This is a genomic window from Mycobacterium sp. NGS56, from assembly GCF_059812425.1.
This window is the reverse complement of sequence record NZ_JCALCQ010000002.1, coordinates 309,776-325,906: the sequence shown is the minus strand read 5'-3', so window position 1 is coordinate 325,906 and position 16,131 is coordinate 309,776. Positions and strand designations below refer to the sequence as shown.

General features: G+C 64.7%; 19 protein-coding genes, 1 other RNA gene and 1 pseudogene. 5 read left to right on the top strand and 16 right to left on the bottom strand.

Going from position 1 to position 16,131, the window contains the following annotated elements; all coding sequences use genetic code 11:
* Positions 1-222 precede the first annotated feature (222 nt).
* From AC5Y4F_RS08830 to AC5Y4F_RS08820, 3 genes are read right to left on the bottom strand one after another with little or no spacing between them, the layout of a single operon-like run.
* Positions 223-636, bottom strand: a complete 414-nt coding sequence (locus AC5Y4F_RS08830) for a DUF3237 domain-containing protein (RefSeq protein ID WP_499996037.1) — start codon at positions 634-636, stop codon at positions 223-225.
* 25 nt (positions 637-661) lie between these two features.
* Positions 662-1,555 (bottom strand): VOC family protein, encoded by an 894-nt coding sequence (locus AC5Y4F_RS08825; protein WP_499996036.1) that lies wholly within the window; start codon positions 1,553-1,555, stop codon positions 662-664.
* A complete protein-coding gene (locus AC5Y4F_RS08820) occupies positions 1,552-1,968 on the bottom strand; it encodes a nuclear transport factor 2 family protein (RefSeq protein ID WP_499996034.1) in 417 nt (138 codons plus the stop codon). The genes AC5Y4F_RS08825 and AC5Y4F_RS08820 overlap by 4 nt, the downstream gene beginning before the upstream one ends.
* Before the next feature lie 189 nt (positions 1,969-2,157).
* Between AC5Y4F_RS08820 and AC5Y4F_RS08815 the strand changes: the two genes are divergently transcribed.
* The 3 genes from AC5Y4F_RS08815 to AC5Y4F_RS08805 are packed head-to-tail and all read left to right on the top strand — an operon-like array spanning position 2,158 to position 4,523.
* Entirely contained in the window at positions 2,158-2,637 is a 480-nt protein-coding gene (locus AC5Y4F_RS08815; protein ID WP_499996407.1) for an FAS1-like dehydratase domain-containing protein, read from the top strand.
* Between the two features lie 18 nt (positions 2,638-2,655).
* Positions 2,656-4,083 (top strand): NAD-dependent succinate-semialdehyde dehydrogenase, encoded by a 1,428-nt coding sequence (locus AC5Y4F_RS08810; protein ID WP_499996033.1) that lies wholly within the window; start codon positions 2,656-2,658, stop codon positions 4,081-4,083.
* 8 nt (positions 4,084-4,091) lie between these two features.
* Positions 4,092-4,523, top strand: coding sequence for a hotdog family protein (locus tag AC5Y4F_RS08805; protein ID WP_499996031.1), 432 nt, complete (start codon positions 4,092-4,094; stop codon positions 4,521-4,523).
* Between the two features lie 6 nt (positions 4,524-4,529).
* Here the strand turns inward: AC5Y4F_RS08805 and AC5Y4F_RS08800 are convergent, their stop codons facing one another.
* From AC5Y4F_RS08800 to prfB, 11 genes are all read right to left on the bottom strand, one after another.
* Positions 4,530-4,814 (bottom strand): SDR family oxidoreductase, encoded by a 285-nt coding sequence (locus AC5Y4F_RS08800; protein WP_499996029.1) that lies wholly within the window; start codon positions 4,812-4,814, stop codon positions 4,530-4,532.
* Between the two features lie 76 nt (positions 4,815-4,890).
* Positions 4,891-5,258, bottom strand: a transfer-messenger RNA (tmRNA) gene (gene ssrA, locus AC5Y4F_RS08795).
* A gap of 139 nt (positions 5,259-5,397) precedes the next feature.
* Positions 5,398-6,360, bottom strand: a complete 963-nt coding sequence (locus AC5Y4F_RS08790; RefSeq protein WP_499996027.1) for a ferritin-like domain-containing protein — start codon at positions 6,358-6,360, stop codon at positions 5,398-5,400.
* Positions 6,361-6,526: 166 nt separating this feature from the next.
* The gene (locus AC5Y4F_RS08785; RefSeq protein WP_499996026.1) at positions 6,527-7,372 is read right to left on the bottom strand and encodes a maleylpyruvate isomerase family mycothiol-dependent enzyme; all 846 of its coding nucleotides are present in this window, start codon (positions 7,370-7,372) and stop codon (positions 6,527-6,529) included.
* A 46-nt stretch (positions 7,373-7,418) separates the two neighbouring features.
* Positions 7,419-8,261 carry an EamA family transporter gene (locus tag AC5Y4F_RS08780; RefSeq protein WP_156750193.1) on the bottom strand — a complete coding sequence of 281 codons (843 nt, stop codon included), beginning with the start codon at positions 8,259-8,261 and terminating at the stop codon, positions 7,419-7,421.
* Entirely contained in the window at positions 8,258-8,767 is a 510-nt protein-coding gene (gene smpB, locus AC5Y4F_RS08775) for an SsrA-binding protein SmpB (protein WP_067938742.1), read from the bottom strand. Before smpB ends, AC5Y4F_RS08780 begins: the two co-directional genes overlap by 4 nt.
* A 2-nt stretch (positions 8,768-8,769) precedes the next feature.
* A complete protein-coding gene (ftsX, locus tag AC5Y4F_RS08770) occupies positions 8,770-9,663 on the bottom strand; it encodes a permease-like cell division protein FtsX (protein ID WP_067938741.1) in 894 nt (297 codons plus the stop codon).
* Positions 9,664-10,353, bottom strand: coding sequence for a cell division ATP-binding protein FtsE (gene ftsE, locus AC5Y4F_RS08765; protein WP_067938740.1), 690 nt, complete (start codon positions 10,351-10,353; stop codon positions 9,664-9,666).
* 43 nt (positions 10,354-10,396) lie between these two features.
* Positions 10,397-10,894 carry an Rv3103c family proline-rich protein gene (locus AC5Y4F_RS08760; RefSeq protein ID WP_067938738.1) on the bottom strand — a complete coding sequence of 166 codons (498 nt, stop codon included), beginning with the start codon at positions 10,892-10,894 and terminating at the stop codon, positions 10,397-10,399.
* Positions 10,891-11,877 (bottom strand): mechanosensitive ion channel family protein, encoded by a 987-nt coding sequence (locus AC5Y4F_RS08755; protein WP_231986455.1) that lies wholly within the window; start codon positions 11,875-11,877, stop codon positions 10,891-10,893. Before AC5Y4F_RS08755 ends, AC5Y4F_RS08760 begins: the two co-directional genes overlap by 4 nt.
* Positions 11,867-12,979, bottom strand: coding sequence for a peptide chain release factor 2 (gene prfB / locus AC5Y4F_RS08750; RefSeq protein WP_067938734.1), 1,113 nt, complete (start codon positions 12,977-12,979; stop codon positions 11,867-11,869). The genes AC5Y4F_RS08755 and prfB overlap by 11 nt, the downstream gene beginning before the upstream one ends.
* Before the next feature lie 161 nt (positions 12,980-13,140).
* Between prfB and AC5Y4F_RS08745 the strand changes: the two genes are divergently transcribed.
* Both AC5Y4F_RS08745 and AC5Y4F_RS08740 read left to right on the top strand, forming a co-directional pair.
* A complete protein-coding gene (locus tag AC5Y4F_RS08745) occupies positions 13,141-14,502 on the top strand; it encodes an FAD-dependent oxidoreductase (protein ID WP_067938732.1) in 1,362 nt (453 codons plus the stop codon).
* A 61-nt stretch (positions 14,503-14,563) separates the two neighbouring features.
* The gene (locus AC5Y4F_RS08740; RefSeq protein ID WP_067938730.1) at positions 14,564-14,995 is read left to right on the top strand and encodes a pyridoxamine 5'-phosphate oxidase family protein; all 432 of its coding nucleotides are present in this window, start codon (positions 14,564-14,566) and stop codon (positions 14,993-14,995) included.
* On the opposite strand, the pseudogene AC5Y4F_RS08735 reads toward AC5Y4F_RS08740, so the two are convergent.
* A pseudogene (locus AC5Y4F_RS08735) lies at positions 14,937-15,192 on the bottom strand (group III truncated hemoglobin); the annotation flags it as partial. The gene AC5Y4F_RS08740 and the pseudogene AC5Y4F_RS08735 sit on opposite strands and share 59 nt — an antisense overlap.
* A 17-nt stretch (positions 15,193-15,209) precedes the next feature.
* Entirely contained in the window at positions 15,210-16,001 is a 792-nt protein-coding gene (locus tag AC5Y4F_RS08730; protein ID WP_067938728.1) for a universal stress protein, read from the bottom strand.
* Positions 16,002-16,131: the final 130 nt, after the last annotated feature.

Below are 16,131 nucleotides of genomic sequence, written 5' to 3'. Positions count from 1 at the left end.
GACAGTGGCCAGCGTAGAACGTCGCTCTCGTGCTAACAAGTCATCAAGTTTATCTTTGCCGAATGTGTCGTTCTGCCGGCTATTCCCATCACACTCGTGTCCGCCGTCACAACACCCGGACCGCAACCCAGAAGGTGCAGAAGTTCATCCTCCGCAATCAGATTCGCGATGAAGCTCAAACGGCCCGAACCGATTCGCCGCGCCAGGCCTGATGTCTGTCAGTCATACGGCTTCGTAAACCTCGTATTGGAGGCTGTCGCCGCGGAATGCCCCTTTCGCGACACCGAGCACCCTCGTCAGCCACGCATACCGATCGTCGCCGGTCTCGAAGTACATCGACGAGAACACCACTCCCGTACGCGCGTCCATACGACCCAGATAACTGACGAATATCGTTGCACCGTCATCAGTCTCAAGTGTTAGCCGAGCGTCGACGAGCACTCTGCCGGACGGCTCGACGAAAGCCCAGTCAGCGGCGGCGCGTCCTTTCAGCGAGGCCTTCAAGCGCTCGCCCTCGAAACGTGCGCCGACCACCTCCCCGATCGTTCGGCTACCCGAAGGCCCAGCCGAGACTGCAATCGGCTCGGCGAGTTCGTAATCGACATGACAGAGCGGACGCAATCCGGGCGCGGACACAGTGTCTTCCTCTCCGTTGGCGAAGTCAGGCGGCCGCGGCAATCTCGATCACCGCACCGTGACACGATTGCGGATCGGCGATGAGCCGACCCGCCGCGCGCTCAGCGATGACGACTCCGCAGTCGGTCAGATGTGACTCCGCCGAGGCGAGGTCGCTGCTTTCAAAGATGCACGAATGGATGATCTCGCCATTGGCCGCCAAGTCCCGTGCCGCCACAGTGTCTGCCGCGATCGGTTTGACGAGTTCGATGGTGGTGTTGGCGCCGAGGCGAAGTCGCCGCCGGCGCGTACCGGCGACGTCGTCGTCGCCGCCGATGCTCGCCCCGAGAGCGCGGTAAACCGCAGTGGCCCGCTCGAGGTCGTCCACCACGACGCCGACCCGCCACCCGGTGATCGCCAACGGATGACACCGCCACCTTTCGTTCGTCCAGCCCGGGTGAAACCGCGGGTCGTCCCATCTCCCCGGGACGCCGAGCGGACCCGGCCTGGCGTCGCTGAACGGCATGAACTCGAGCTGGCCGGCCGTGTCTTTCGGGTGGGTGAACACCGGACTCATAGGCCGGGCGACCAGCGCTTCGCGACCCGAACCCGCAAGTCCGAAACAACGCACCCCGATTTCACTGAGCGCATCGTAGATGTCCGCGGGCGGACTGTCCACGAAATACGCGGAGGCGTGCAGATGCGACCCGAATCTGGCCAGGAACTTGCCGAGCGGAAGCCCGGCACCCTCGGGCGTCGGTTCCATGACGTCGACCGCCAGATCGCCGATCGCGACCATCGAGGCCCACCGCTTCTCGGCGTCGAGCCACTCGTCGGCAAAGACATCTTCCGCGCCGAACACATTGCGGTACCAATCGGTGACACCGCGGTAGTCGTCAACCACATGATTCACATGCCACTGCTTACCGACCTCGATCATCGCGACACCTCTGTTGTCACGTCGGGACCGGCGCGAAGCGACGCTCGGGTGAACCGCCAGCCGTCTGCGTGCTTGGTTAGCAGATCCTGATAACCGCCCTGCGCCAGAACATGGCTGCCCGCAACGGGATTCGACGAGAAGACCGTGCAATAGCACCTGTTTGAAGCCTGCGTCGTGTCCCGGTCTAGCAAGATCGAAGTCACCACGTGGCGAAGCTGGCCCGGTGTCTTCGTCGACTCGACGTACGCCGCTAAACTGTCGGATCCGCTCGCGACCTGCTCACCGGCGACGGTGAACCTGCAGTCTTCGATGAAGCAATCTGCGAACGCGGTCGCGTCACCGCTGTCGAATGCGAAGTTGTATCTGCAGATCAGATGCTCGATGTCGATAACGTCCTGTGCGGCGAGCGGCATCGTGGGTCCTCTCGGCTCGTCACGGCGGGTGGCCGCAAACTGTCGCCAGAACAATATGACAGATAATGTTTGATTGACCATAGCCGAGCAACGGAAAGGCCGCGATGTCGACTGATGCTATTGACTGTTCCTGCCGTCGGCGCACGGCCTGCGTCCCATCGACCACGTCAAGGAGATGATGTGTCGACGATGATCACCGACCGTCTCCGCTCGGTCATCGGAGTCTGGCATGACCAGGGCGCCCCGTCGTTCCCCATCGACCGGTCCGACATCCGTAGGTGGGCGATCGCGACCTACTGGCCGGAGCAGCCGCCTCGCCTCTTCTGGGACGAGGAGTATGCCCGTACGACCCGCTGGGGCGGCATCATCGCTCCCGATGACTTCAACCCGTTCGCCTGGCCGATCGAACCGCTCGACGTGGGCCCAGCCCGGTACGCGCTGCCCCAACCCGGCGAGCCGGGGCAGCGGATGCTCAACGGCGGGGTCGAATTCGTGTTCGGACGACCCATGCGTCCGGGCGACGTCATCTCCAGCCGGTGGCGGGTCCAGGACGCCACCGAACGTGACGGCCGGCTGGGACGGATGCTCTATCTGAAGCTTGAACGCGAGCTGCACAACCAACACGGAGATCTCGTGCGCACTCGCATCGATACCGTGATTCGATACTGAACTCAAAGGAGACCGCTCGTGTACATCGACGGTGGATGGCGATCCGCGTTGTCGGGCAACCAGTTCGACAGCACCAACCCGGCCACGGGCACGGTGCTCGGCAGTGTGCCCGACGGCAGTCGCGCCGACGCTCGTCAGGCCATCGACGCCGCGGTGGCGGCGCTACCCGCATGGCGCAGTCGCACCGCATACGAGCGGGCTGACGTCCTCGTCAACGCTCACCGGATCATGCTCGAACGGCAGGACGAGTTGGCGACGCTGATGACCAAGGAGCAGGGCAAACCGTTGCGGATGGCGCGCACGGAGGTCGGTTACGCCGCGGACTTCCTGCTGTGGTTCGCCGAGGAGGCGAAAAGGGTTTATGGAGAAGTCATCCCGTCGGCTCGCGCAGGACAGCGCTTCATAGTGCTGCAGCAGCCGGTCGGAGTGTGCGCGGCGATCACCCCGTGGAACTACCCAATCTCGATGATCACCCGCAAGGTCGCCCCGGCCCTGGCGGCCGGTTGTACATCGGTCCTGAAACCCGCCGAACAAACCCCGCTGTGCGCGATCGAGACGTTCCGGGTGCTCGCCGACGCGGGCGTGCCGCCTGGCGTCGCCAACCTCGTCACGTGTTCAGACCCCGTGCCCGTGGCCGACCAGATCCTCTCGGACCCCGCGGTTCGCAAGATCAGCTTCACGGGGTCAACCGAGATCGGCAAGATGATCGCGTCCCGTGCCGGATCGACGATGAAACGGGTTTCGATGGAGTTGGGCGGCCACGCGCCGTTCCTGGTGTTCGACGACGCCGACCCCGAGCACGCCGCCAAGGGCGCGGCTCTGGTGAAGTTCCTCAACACCGGTCAGGCCTGCATCTGCCCGAACCGTTTCATCGTGCACCGCTCGATTGCCGAAGCGTTTGTCGGGACGCTGCGCGCACGAGTCGAAAAGCTCGTGCCGGGAGACGGACTGGCCAAGGGCACGACCCTTGGTCCACTCATCGATGAAGCCGCCATCGGCAAGATGGAGCGCCAAGTCGCTGATGCCAAGGATAAGGGGGCCCAAATCATTTCGGGCGGTGAACGTCTCACCGGTCCTGGCTTCGACAACGGTTGCTTCTTCACACCGACGATACTCTCGGGCGTAACACCGAACATGCTGATCTGCGAGGAGGAGACATTCGGGCCGATCGCGCCTGTTCTGGTCTTCGACGACGAAGAGGAAGCCGTGAGGTTGGCCAACTCCACCACCTATGGACTCGCCGGTTACATCTACACACGCGATATCAGCCGGGCCATCCGGGTTGCCGAAGCCCTGGACTTCGGAATGATCGGCGTCAACGACATCAACCCGACGTCGGCGGCGGTGCCGTTCGGGGGGATCAAGGAGAGCGGTCTGGGGCGCGAGGGCGCCAGGGCCGGCATCTCTGAGTATCTGGACACCAAAGTCCTCGGAATTGCACTGTAGGAGCTGTCATGACCGTTGATATCGACGCCATCCAAGTCGGCGATCAGCTGCCGGAGTTCGTCCGCACCACGGGCTTCGGAGAGTGGAATCGGTACGCCGCGGTCAACGACGAGTTCATCCCCATCCACATGGACGACGAGGCCGGCCGGGCCGCGGGCAACGAGAGCGGCGCGTTCGGTATGGGAAACCTGAGGTTGGCGTACCTGACCAACATGCTGCGCGCGTGGATTGGCGATGACGGTGAGATCCGTTCGCTGACAGTGAAGTACAAGGGGATCAACCAGAAGGGAGATCGGCTGCGCGCCGTCGGCGAGGTCGCCGCTAAGGAGATTGTCGACGGTGACGCGCTCGTCCATCTCACCATCGACGTCGTCGACCAGAACGGCACCAGCACTACGCCGGGACATGCGACCGTGGTCCTGCCAGGCGCCCGGCGCTGACGGTGACTACTTGAAGTCGCCCGGCGACTTCAAGTAGTCGACGGTTGAGAGTTCGGTCACGCCAGCGTCGATGTGCGGCACGGTGCCCGTGACGAACGCCGCATTGTCGCTGGCGAGGAATGCCACTGCTGGCGCGATCTCGGAGTCGGGATCGGCGCCCCGTTTCATCGTTGACGCTTCGGCGGTCCTGGTGTAGTTGTCCCACTCCGTTCCGATCATTTCGCGCTGGACGTCGGTCGGCCCGAAGGGGCACACCGCGTTCAACCGGATGCCGTGCCGTGCTGAGCCCATCCGTTGGCGGCCGCCGTGGTCAGCGCGCGGGGGGCCGAATCCTGGAATGAAAACATCCCCCGAACTGCATGTTCTTTTGTGGAGCTGCCGGGAATCGAACCCGGGTCCTACGGCATTCCCTCAAGACTTCTCCGTGCGCAGTTCGCTATGCCTCTACTCGGATCTCCTGGTCACGCGAACAAGCCAGGATGACGATCCCAGTCGCTGTTGGTGTCCCGATGAGTCCCGCGACCGGACTCATCGGTGGATCCCTCTAGCTGACGCCAGGGTCCGGGTCGAGGGCTTTCCCGGGCTGACGGACTAGCTGTCGCTTAGGCAGCGAGAGCGTAGTCGCGCTGATGTGAATCGGCGCTTATCTGTTTGCAACGACGCTTACGGTGGTCAGTTGCCTGCACCGGCACGCTTCCCTTGATTCGATGCGCGAAGTCGAAACCTTTCAGCCCCTCGCACCCCGCCGACTTTCGGCAGGAATATCAATGGTACCCAACTATCAACCAGCGGCAACGCAAATATCTTCCGCCCCGGAAAGCCGAGTACCCCCGACGTCACGGCGCCGGGGGTACTCGTCTGCGTTGGCGATCCGCTAGCTGATTCCGACCACCTCTTGGGCGATGGCTGCGACACGGGTCTGCGCGGCGGAGACGATGCGCTGCCGGTTCTTGTGCGCCTCTTCATAAGCGATGATGACGCGCACGTCGTCGGCGGTGGTGAGCTCCTTGATCGCGGCCACGGCGTCGGTGACGTTGAGGTCGTCGTAGTTCCGGATGGGCAACTCGGACTCGTCCAGGACGCCGACCGTGGCACGGCTGGAGTGCAGTGCGTCTGCCGCCCGGTCCGCACCTTCGGAGCGGGTGACCCTTTCCGCGGCCCGCAACGCGGCGCTCTGCGACGCGGACAGCGCCTTCGCGGCGATCTCACTGGCGTTGCCCCCGCGCTTGACGAGGTCGTTGATCGCCGGGCCGGTGGAACGCAGCGCGTCAACGGCGCGATCCACCCCACGGGCGGACCAAGCGACCGGCAGGTTGACCAGCTTCACCGCCGTGCCTGCGGCCATCTGGATCGGGGTCCGACGCAGCGCCGCCGGGCCGCCGAGCGCATCCTCGGCAAGCACGGTGGTCAGCCAGTCCACGGTTGCCGCGTGGGCGGTGATCAAGCGGTCGGCGAGAGCGACGATGTCCTGGCGGTCCGCGGCGACGGCCAGCGCTTTGGTGTAACGCGCGCGGTCCAGTAGCTGGTCCTCGAGCGCGAGGTCCCCCAGGAGCGCCTCATCGAAGGGCTCGGCCTGCTCGGTCAGAGCCTTGACCGCCGCGGCGGCGCGACCCAGGAACGGACCGATCACGTCCGGGTAGCCCCCCAGGTCCCGGATCGCGGACTCGATGGCTTGTCCGCGGTCACGGCCTTTTCCGGCGTTCTGGGAGAGCTCCCGGCGCACCGCCTCGGTGCGCGCCTGGGCGACGCGGGTCTCCGCGATCTGGATTTCGGTATTGGTCAGGTCGAGCAGCGTTCGCAGTTGCGCGAGCAATCTCGAGGTATCGGGTGCAGTCATTCGTATGGCCTCCTGGCGTAGACGATTTGGTGTGTGCGCACGGTGCGCTCTTCTCGTTCGGCTACCCATTCACCGGGGGCCAGGACACCTCCGATGCGGAGGTGTGACATATGTCGCTTTGACGAGTTCTCGCTCGCACCGAATTGACCCGGCGCCAAACCCCTACTTAGATAACGAAATTGAGGTGCTCGACGATTTGCGTCGCAAGGTTTCGGTCGCCGTCGCGCTGAATGTCCTGGGTGCGGGTCGGACACATCGGGCGGCCACCGGTGAGCCTGGTGAACTGCAGCCCGTCCAGGCGGATGGTCGCGGTCGGTTCCCGGCCGCCGAAGTCGTCGACCACCGCGGCCCGCCCGTCGACGCTGACCCGGATGGTGCGTGCCAGCGGGCCGCTGAGGTCGAACTGGATGCGTGAACCCTCGGGCGCCTTGGCCAGCTTGCCGACGACGTAGCCCATGGTGGCGGCGATCTCGTCGAGGGCGAGCGACGCTGCGGGGCCGGCCAGCTCGTCATCGGACGGCGGCCGCTCCAACGCAACGCGGATGTCTTGTTCGTGCATCCAGCAGTCGAACACCCGGATCCGCATGAACCGGCCATAGGAGTCCGGGCCGGTGGGAGTCATCGTCACCGCGTCCCACTCCGCGCCCGGCAGGCTCGTCAGCGCTTCACGCCGATCGGTGGTGATCGCCCTGAAGCTCTCCAGAACGTCGGCATCGGCGTGCGCACTCAGATGGCGAACCCAGCACTCGTTCATCACCCCGACGTCATTGCGGACGTGCTCTAGCGTCGAGACGTCGATATCGGGCTGGGGTGCGGCGATGCCGGCAAGGAACGACTCGGTACCGATCATGTGGGCCACCAGTGCTTTGACGTCCCATCCAGGCAGCGGACTCGCCGCCCGCCATTGCGCTGCGGACAGCCCGGCCAGCAGGGCGTCGATGTCGTCCCACACCGCGAAAAGGCCGGAGAGCACGGCGGACTTGTCGAGTTTGGTGACGGGACGATCGGGCATGGTCAGGATCGTAGGCCGATCAATGGGCAGCAGGAGCCCGGGGTGGTCAGGCCGAGGCGATCATCGCCACGGAACCCATGGCCAGCACCATGCCGATCCCCTGCAAGCGGGTGACCCGCTCGCGCAGCACCACCATCGCCAGCACCACCGTCGCGGCCGGATACAGCGAGATCAGGATGCTGGCCAACGAGAGCAGCCAGGTGTGCAGCGCCGCCAGCATGGTGAGGTTGGCGAAGATGTCCAGGACGGCAACGGCCACGGCGAGTTTGAGCGGCCGTCCGCGCGGCATCACCAAATTCTGGCTGGTCTTGGCCATCGCGACAACCACCAGGCTGGCGGCCACCCGAGCGAAGACCAGCGGCCAGAGTTTGCACACGTGCGGCGCCTGGTGCAGGAAAACCAGGTTCAAGCCCATCGCGGAGCCGGCAACTACTGTGAGCCAGGCCACTTTTGGGGTGAAGCGATACGGCGTCCCCTCCACCGGGGCCTCCCGGCTGACAAGCATCACCGCAGCCAGCGCCAGGACCACGCCCACCAGGGCGGCCTGACCGGGCCGCTCCCCCAGCGCCATACCGACCGCCACGGGTACCGCGGCGTTCAGCACGGCCGCCAATGGTGAGACGACCGAAATCGGCCCCGAACCGAGTGCGGCGAAGAACGCCCACATGCCGAAGGCCATGCCGACGCCGTACAGGCAACCCCACACAACGGCGCCGACGTGGATGGGCCCGCCGACGAAAACGGCCATCACGCCCAGCAACAGGGTCTCGATCGGGTAGGCGACCAGCATCACGCGCAGCGCGGCCACTCGCCGTGCTGCTACGCCGCCCACGAAATCGCTGACACCGTACGTAACGGCAGACAGCTGGGCGTAAGCCGCCCCGATCAGGCCATGCCCTTTGCTCGACGTCCCAATTCCCGGACCACTTCACGCTGTGCGTCTCGCTGCGCCATGTCCTGGCGCTTGTCGTAAGCCCGTTTACCGCGCGCAAGGGCAAGTTCGACCTTGACCTTGCCCTCGGAGAAATACAGAGACAACGGCATCAAGGCGAGGTTACCATCTCGTATCTTGCCGACCAGCCTGTCGATTTGTTGCCTATGTAACAACAACTTTCGGTTGCGACGCGGCTCGTGGTTGGTCCAGCTACCGTGCTGATACTCCGGAATGTATAAGTTACGCAACCAAACTTCGCCGTCGTCGATCGTTGCGAAGGCATCAGCCAGCGATGCCTGGCCCAAGCGAAGGCTTTTCACCTCGGTGCCCTGCAAAGACACTCCGGCCTCGAACAACTCGATGATCGAATAGTTGTGCCGCGCTTTGCGATTGGTGGCGATAACTTGTTTGCTGCCACCTTTGCCGCCCGCCGCCTTGGCGCGGCCGGAACCCTTGGCCACAGCTACCGCCGTATATAGAGGCGCAAGGTCGCGTACCCCGTCACCGCCGCCATCGACACGCCGAGCAGAAACAGCCACGGCGAGATATAGAGGATGTCGGCGTAGTCGACCTTGGCAATTAGATGTGCTTGATAGAACTGGCTCAGCGCGTTGTCCAGGAACAAGGCCCGAACCAACATGAGTCCGACGACGGCGATGGCCACACCGACGGACGCGGCCAGCATCGCCTCCACCAGGAACGGCAGCTGGGTGTACCAGCGGCTGGCACCCACTAGCCGCATGATCCCGATCTCGGTGCGACGGGTGTACGCAGCGACCTGCACCATGTTGGCAATCAACAGGATTGCTCCCACCGCCTGCACCAGGGCAACGGCGAACGCGGCATCCCGCAGCCCGTCCAACACGGCGAACAGCCGGTCGATGAGGTCCTTCTCGTTGAGGATGCTGCGCACCCCCGGCTGGCCCTGCATCGCGGCGTCGAACTCCGCGTGCTGTTCGGGATTGTTGAGTTTGACGATGAATGACGCGGGAAACGAGTCCTTCCCCGCCACGTCCTTGAACTCCGGGAACTTCTTGATGGCGTCGTTGTAGGCGTCCTGCCGGTTGACGAAACGCACCGATTTGACGTCTTGGCGTGCGTCGATCTTGTCGCGCAGTCCCTTGCACGGCGCGGACGCACACGTCGTGTCGTTGGCCGAAATGTCGTCGGTCAAGAACACCTGCGTCTCGACGCGGTCGAGGTAGATCTCGCGCGAGTTGTCGGCCAGCCGGACCACCAGCAGACCGCCGCCGAACAGGGCGATGGAGATCGCGGTCGTCAGGATCATCGCGGCCGTCATCGTGACGTTGCGACGAAACCCGGTCAGGACCTCGTTGAGTAGGAAACCGAAGCGCACTTAGCGGTCCATCCCGTAGATGCCGCGCTGCTCATCGCGAACCAACCTGCCCAGCGACAACTCGACGACGCGCTGGCGCATCGAGTCGACGATGTGGTGATCGTGCGTTGCCATCAACACCGTCGTCCCCGTGCGGTTGATCCGCTCCAACAAATCCATGATGTCCTTACTGGTATCTGGGTCGAGGTTGCCCGTCGGCTCGTCCGCCAGCAGGACAAGGGGCCGGTTGACGAACGCGCGAGCGATCGCCACCCGCTGCTGCTCGCCACCGGACAACTCGTGGGGCAACCGATTGGCCTTGCCGGACAGCCCCACGGTGTCGAGCACCTCCGGCACCACCCGGTTGATCGCGTCGCTTCGTTTGCCGATCACTTCAAGCGCGAACGCGACGTTCTCGTAAACCGTCTTTTGCTGCAACAGGCGGAAGTCCTGGAAAACGCAGCCGATGACCTGGCGCAGCTTCGGGACGTGACGACCGCGCAACTTGTTGACGTGGAATTTTGAGACCCGGACGTCACCGCTGGTCGGGTTCTCCGCGCCGAGCAGCAACCGCATGAACGTGGACTTGCCAGACCCCGACGGGCCGATCAGGAAGACGAATTCACCCTTGTCGATCTTGACGTTGACGTCTTCCAGCGCCGGGCGGGCCGACGCTTTGTACTTCTTACTGACATGGTCCAGGGTGATCATCACGGCACGCCAGTGTAGCGGTGAATTTCGCTGGCAGGCGACGTCAACTGGCCGGTGACGGCGAAGAGGGCGCCGGGCCGGGCCCCGGCTGCGGTTGCTGCGGCAGCGACGGCGTGGGGGTTGGGCTCGAGCTGGGCGGGCAGAACGGCGCCGGCAAGACGCACGGCAGCTGCGGCAGCTGGAACGGCGGTGTCGTGGTCGTGGTCGTCGTCACCGGTGGCGGTGGCGGGGGCGGCGGCGTGCTCGTCGGGGTCGGCGTAGGGGTGAGGGTCCCCGGCGGTGGCTGCACCCGGGTCCGCGGCACCCAGGTGTAGTTGGGGTCCGGCACAAAACCGGGCGGCACCACTTGCTGGGCCGGGGGCTTGGGGGCCGGTTCAGGGCGGTAGGTGTCGTAGACCCACCACACCCCGAAGAACGCGATGATCAACACGAAGGTGGACGTGCGCATCCGCCCGCCGAATATGTGCTTCGGCCAGCGATGCTGCGCATCCGTGTCGTCGCCGTCGCCGCGCTTCTCGAGGATGTTCAGGGTGAACTTCAACGCTTCTGCACCGCACCTCGGGCTTCGTCATCGCTTTGCTGTTCGGCGGCCTGGGCGGCCGGAACCGACGGGTCTTCCACCAGGCCCACCTTCGCGTCCGCCGCGGTCACGATGCCGACGCGGGCCAGCGCCCGGATGACCAGCACACGCAGCTGCCGGCCGACCTCGAACTGCTTGCCGGGCAGCGTCCGGGCCACCAGACGCAGGGTCACGGTGTCGACCGCGATGCTTTCTACCCCCATCACCGTGGGCGCATCCAACAGCAATTCCCCGAGCACGGGATTGTCCATTGCCCGGTCGCATTCCTGATGCAACACCTCGTTGACCCGGTTCAGGTCGGCGTTTGTCGACACCGGGATGTCCACCACCGCGCGTGCCCAGTCCTTCGACAGGTTGACCACCTTGACGATCTGCCCGTTCGGAATGGTCAACACTTCGCCATCCGCGGATCGCAGGCGGGTCACCCGCAAGGTCACGTTCTCGACCGTGCCGCTGGCCTCCGTCGCGGAAACGACGGTAATGGTGACCAGGTCTCCAAAGCCATATTGGCGTTCCACCAGGATGAAGAAACCCGCCAATAGATCTCGCACCAATTGTTGTGCACCGAAACCCAGCGCGGCGCCCACCACGGTGGCCGGCGCGACCAATCCACCCACGGAGAACTGCAGCACGGAAGAGATCTGCAGGATCACCCAGATGCCGATGATGACGATCGACACCCAGGAGATCACCGAGGCCAGGGCCTGCCGGTGCTTGGACGCCTCCGAGCGCACCAGCGCGTCGCTCTCGGCAAAGCCCAGGTTGAGCTGATGGGTCACCTGCTGTGCCACCCAGTTGACGAATCGGGCAGCCAGCACCGCGGCGATCAGGACCATGACGATCCGCAGACCCCGGGTGATGATCCACTCACCGAGTTCGCCCCGCCAGAAATCGTGCCAGCGGTGCGTCATCGATGCGGCGAGAAAGCTCGAGTTATTCGTCATCTTTTCGGTTGCGCCAACGGATTCCCGCTTCCAGGAATCCGTCGATGTCTCCATCCAGGACGGCGGCAGGATTGCCAACCTCGTACTCGGTTCGCAGATCCTTCACCATCTGATATGGCTGCAGCACGTAAGAGCGCATCTGGTTGCCCCACGAGCTGCCACCTTCGCCTTTTAACGCGTCTAACTCAGCACGTTCTTCGGAACGCTTGCGCTCCAACAACTTTGCCTGAAGCACCCGCATCGCCGAGATCTTGTTCTGCAACTGCGATTTTTCATTCTGGCAAGTCACGACGATACCCGTTGGGATATGGGTTAAACGCACCGCCGAGTCGGTGGTGTTCACCGACTGGCCTCCGGGGCCACTCGAACGGTAAACATCAACGCGCACATCACCTTCCGGTATGTCGATGTGGTCGGTGGTCTCCACCACCGGAAGCACCTCGACTTCAGCGAACGATGTCTGACGCCTGCTCTGGTTGTCAAACGGGCTGATTCGCACCAGCCGGTGGGTGCCCTGCTCCACCGAGAGTGTGCCGTAGGCGAACGGGGCATGCACGGCGAACGTCGTGCTCTTGATGCCGGCCTCTTCGGCGTAGGACGTGTCGAACACCTCTACGGGATACTTGTGCTGCTCAGCCCACCGGATGTACATCCGCATCAACATTTCGGCCCAGTCGGCTGCGTCCACTCCGCCCGCGCCGGAGCGAATGGTGACCAGCGCCTCACGTTCGTCGTACTCGCCCGACAGCAGGGTGCGCACCTCGGTGGCTTCGATGTCCGCGCGCAGCGCCTTCAGCTCGGCGTCTGCCTCGACCAGCGCATCGCCGGCACCTTCACCCTCCTCGGCCGCCAGCTCGTAGAGCACCGGCAGATCGTCCAGGCGTCCACGCAACTCCTCGACCCGGCGCAGCTCGCCCTGGGCATGAGAAAGCTCGCTGGTCACCCGCTGGGCGCGGGTTTGGTCGTCCCATAACTGGGGATCGGATGCCTCGTGTTCAAGCTTCTCGATGCGCGTGCGCAGACCGTCCACATCGAGCACCCGCTCCACCGTGGTCAGGGTGGCGTCGAGGGCGGCGATATCGGCTTGACGGTCGGGTTCCACAGCCGACCACGTTACCTGGGGGTCCCGGTGCAGCTCAGCTCGCGGCGAGTGTCCAGGCCACGACCAGCGGTCATGCGTTTAGCATCGAGTCACGATCATGTGCGCCCCCGCTTTGCGCGCGACAGCCCCGCGCGCATCCGGGCACGAGTAGAAGGTCGAGGATGCGCCCTTACCACGTTGCAATCGTTGGCTCCGGACCGTCGGGCTTCTTCGCCGCGTCCTCCTTACTGAAGGCAGCCGATGCGTCCGAGGACATCGATGTCGCCGTCGACATGCTCGAGATGTTGCCCACCCCCTGGGGGCTGGTTCGCTCCGGCGTCGCGCCCGATCACCCGAAGATCAAGTCGATCAGCAAGCAATTCGAGAAGACCGCCCAGGATCCGCGCTTCCGCTTCTTCGGCAACATCTCGGTCGGCGAGCACGTGCAGGCCCGCGAACTCGCCGAGCGCTACGACGCCGTCATCTATGCCGTCGGGGCCCAATCCGACCGCACGTTGAACATCCCCGGCGAGGACCTGCCGGGGAGCATCGCCGCAGTCGATTTCGTGGGCTGGTACAACGCACACCCGCATTTCGAGACGGCCACGCCCGATCTCTCCGGGGCACGGGCGGCGGTCATCGGTAACGGCAACGTCGCGCTCGACGTCGCACGCATTCTGGTCACCGACCCCGACGTGCTGGGTCAGACCGACATCGCCGACCACGCCTTGGAGTCACTGCGCCCGTGCGGCGTCGACGAGGTGGTCGTCATCGGCCGACGCGGGCCGCTGCAAACCGCGTTCACCACCCTCGAGCTCCGCGAGTTGGGAGACCTGGAAAACGTCGACGTGATCGTCGATCCTGCCCAGCTGGAGGGCATCAGCGACGAGGATGCGGCCGCGGTCGGCAAGACAGCGAAACAGAACATCAACGTGCTGCGCGATTACGCGAAGCGCGACCCACGCCCCGGACACCGCCGCATCGTGCTTCGCTTCATGACCTCCCCGATCGAGATCAAGGGCCGCGAGAGGGTCGAGGCGATTGTGCTCGGCCGCAACGAGCTGGTCACCGACGAAAGCGGGCGGGTGTCCGCCAATGACACCGGCGGGCGGGAAGAGCTACCGGTCCAGCTGGTGGTGCGCTCGGTCGGATACCGCGGCGTGCCCACCCCGGGACTGCCCTTCGACGAGAAGACCGCGACGATCCCCAACAGCGGCGGCCGGATCGAGGCCAGCCGCAACGAATACGTGGTCGGGTGGATCAAGCGCGGGCCGACCGGTGTGATCGGTACCAATAAGAAGGACTCGCAGGACACCGTGGACACGCTGCTCGCCGATCTGTCCGCCGCCGAGGGGCTCGCGGATTTTCCCGACGACCACGCCGACCAGCTGGTCGACTGGCTGGCGTCACGCCAGCCCGAACTGGTCACCTCGGCGCACTGGGACCTCATCGACGCCCACGAGCGCGCGGCCGGCGAACCGCACGGACGTCCCCGCGTCAAGTTGCCGAGTTTGGCCAAACTGCTACGGGTCAGCCACGGCTGAACCGGGCCCAGAGTACGAAGGGCTCTACTCAGCCACGTCGATCCTCCGTAGCGTTGAGGGCGTGGCTAGCGACCAACCGGTGACCGTGCTTTCCGACGATGAGAACTGGAGCTTGCTGGGCAGCGTGTCGCTGGGCCGGCTGGTCACCAACTTCGCCGGTGAGCCCGAGATCTTTCCGGTGAACTTCGTCGTGCAAGACCGCACCGTGTTGTTCCGCACCGCCGAGGGCACCAAATTGTTTTCGGCCGTGGCGAATCACGCGGTGGTCTTCGAGGTCGACGACCACGACGTCATCGAAGGATGGAGCGTGATCGTGCGCGGTCGCGCGCGACTGCTGAAGGCTGATGCTGACATTCAGCAAGCCGAACGCGCGCACCTGTTGCCGTGGACGGCAACGCCTAAACCTCACTATGTGCGCATCACGCCGACCGAAGTCACCGGCCGCCATTTCCGCTTCGGTCGCGAGCCCGACCGTCACGAGCCGGTTGCGTGACGACGAGCTCAGGTGGGCACCGGTCGGCCGCCGGTGCATAGCCACGCGATCCGGCGCGGCTGAACGTTCGCCCGATGGGCCGCCGGTCCCCGGTACATCTCGTCAACTGTGCTGTGCCATAGGATGAGCCAGCGGGGATACGCCGGTGGATCTCCCGGCCATCCCTCGTCGTCCAATGCCCGCCGGTAAAGTCGGCGCAGTACAGCCTGCCGAGCTACAGGTTGCCGCAACGTATCGAAAGCACGGAATGACCCGCGTGGCACAGGGCCTCGGCCCGGTAGGAGTCAGTGACCAGCAGCCGGCCCGCGTCGTGGCAAGCGCACAGGTCCAGCACGTCGGTCACGATCGCCGCCTCGGCCCGCACGTCGGGATACAACCGCATCCACCGCGCCAGTCGGCGGTCCAAATGCCGTTGCGCTGAGCGTTTTCCAGGTGTCGCATCGCGAGTGTCCGATTCTTTGGATACCGTCACGGCCCGCAGTGTGGCCCCGCGCAGCCTCGCTTCGTCGAACGCGTGCCGCAGCACCGTGCCGTTGTCCACTTCGGCTATCACACTGCTGACCTGGGGCACCGCCGGACGGCTCGTCGGCTGTTGGATCACGGCGACCGGACACGACGCCCAGCGGATCAAGGAGGTCGCAACGGAGGGTCCGCCATGGCAGGCATGGTTGAGCCCGATGTGTCCGATGCAGGCCATGGCGGCCGGCCTCGAGGCTTCGAGCAGCTTGGAAACCGTTCTGCCCCACAGAATGTCGGTCTCGACCTTGACCGATTGGTCGGTGGTGTCGACTGCCCGATGGGCATCGGCCAACGCGGCGCGGGCGACGGCGAGGCGAGTGGCGCCGTCGCGCGTGCCCCACGCGCCATGCGGATCGATGACATACACCAGTCGCAGCGGGATATCACGGCTTGTCGCCTCATCGATTGCCCAGACGGCCGCATGTATCGCCGCCCTGGATCCGTCGACACCTACCAGAATCGCGGGGCCTGAATACATGTTGCTCATCACGACTCCTTCGTCGAGCGGTCGAAAGGTGTTCAACTACACCGTTCAACTCTGACGTTATCGCCCGTAAACCCGCCTCCCCCAGAGGCATTGGTCCCGAAATAGGTGCCATTGGACCCTATGGTCCGGT

Bases quoted from the DNA above. Each gene is read 5' to 3' on its own strand.
- AC5Y4F_RS08785 (WP_499996026.1), bottom strand. From the start codon at position 7,372: ATGCCCGATCGTCCCGTCACCAAACTCGACAAGTCCGCCGTGCTCTCC.
- AC5Y4F_RS08745 (WP_067938732.1), top strand. From the start codon at position 13,141: ATGCGCCCTTACCACGTTGCAATCGTTGGCTCCGGACCGTCGGGCTTC.
- AC5Y4F_RS08790 (WP_499996027.1), bottom strand. From the start codon at position 6,360: ATGACTGCACCCGATACCTCGAGATTGCTCGCGCAACTGCGAACGCTG.
- AC5Y4F_RS08805 (WP_499996031.1), top strand. From the start codon at position 4,092: ATGACCGTTGATATCGACGCCATCCAAGTCGGCGATCAGCTGCCGGAG.
- AC5Y4F_RS08800 (WP_499996029.1), bottom strand. From the start codon at position 4,814: ATGGGCTCAGCACGGCACGGCATCCGGTTGAACGCGGTGTGCCCCTTC.
- ftsE (WP_067938740.1), bottom strand. From the start codon at position 10,353: ATGATCACCCTGGACCATGTCAGTAAGAAGTACAAAGCGTCGGCCCGC.
- AC5Y4F_RS08815 (WP_499996407.1), top strand. From the start codon at position 2,158: ATGATCACCGACCGTCTCCGCTCGGTCATCGGAGTCTGGCATGACCAG.
- AC5Y4F_RS08730 (WP_067938728.1), bottom strand. From the start codon at position 16,001: ATGAGCAACATGTATTCAGGCCCCGCGATTCTGGTAGGTGTCGACGGA.
- AC5Y4F_RS08820 (WP_499996034.1), bottom strand. From the start codon at position 1,968: ATGCCGCTCGCCGCACAGGACGTTATCGACATCGAGCATCTGATCTGC.
- AC5Y4F_RS08755 (WP_231986455.1), bottom strand. From the start codon at position 11,877: ATGACGAATAACTCGAGCTTTCTCGCCGCATCGATGACGCACCGCTGG.
- AC5Y4F_RS08825 (WP_499996036.1), bottom strand. From the start codon at position 1,555: ATGATCGAGGTCGGTAAGCAGTGGCATGTGAATCATGTGGTTGACGAC.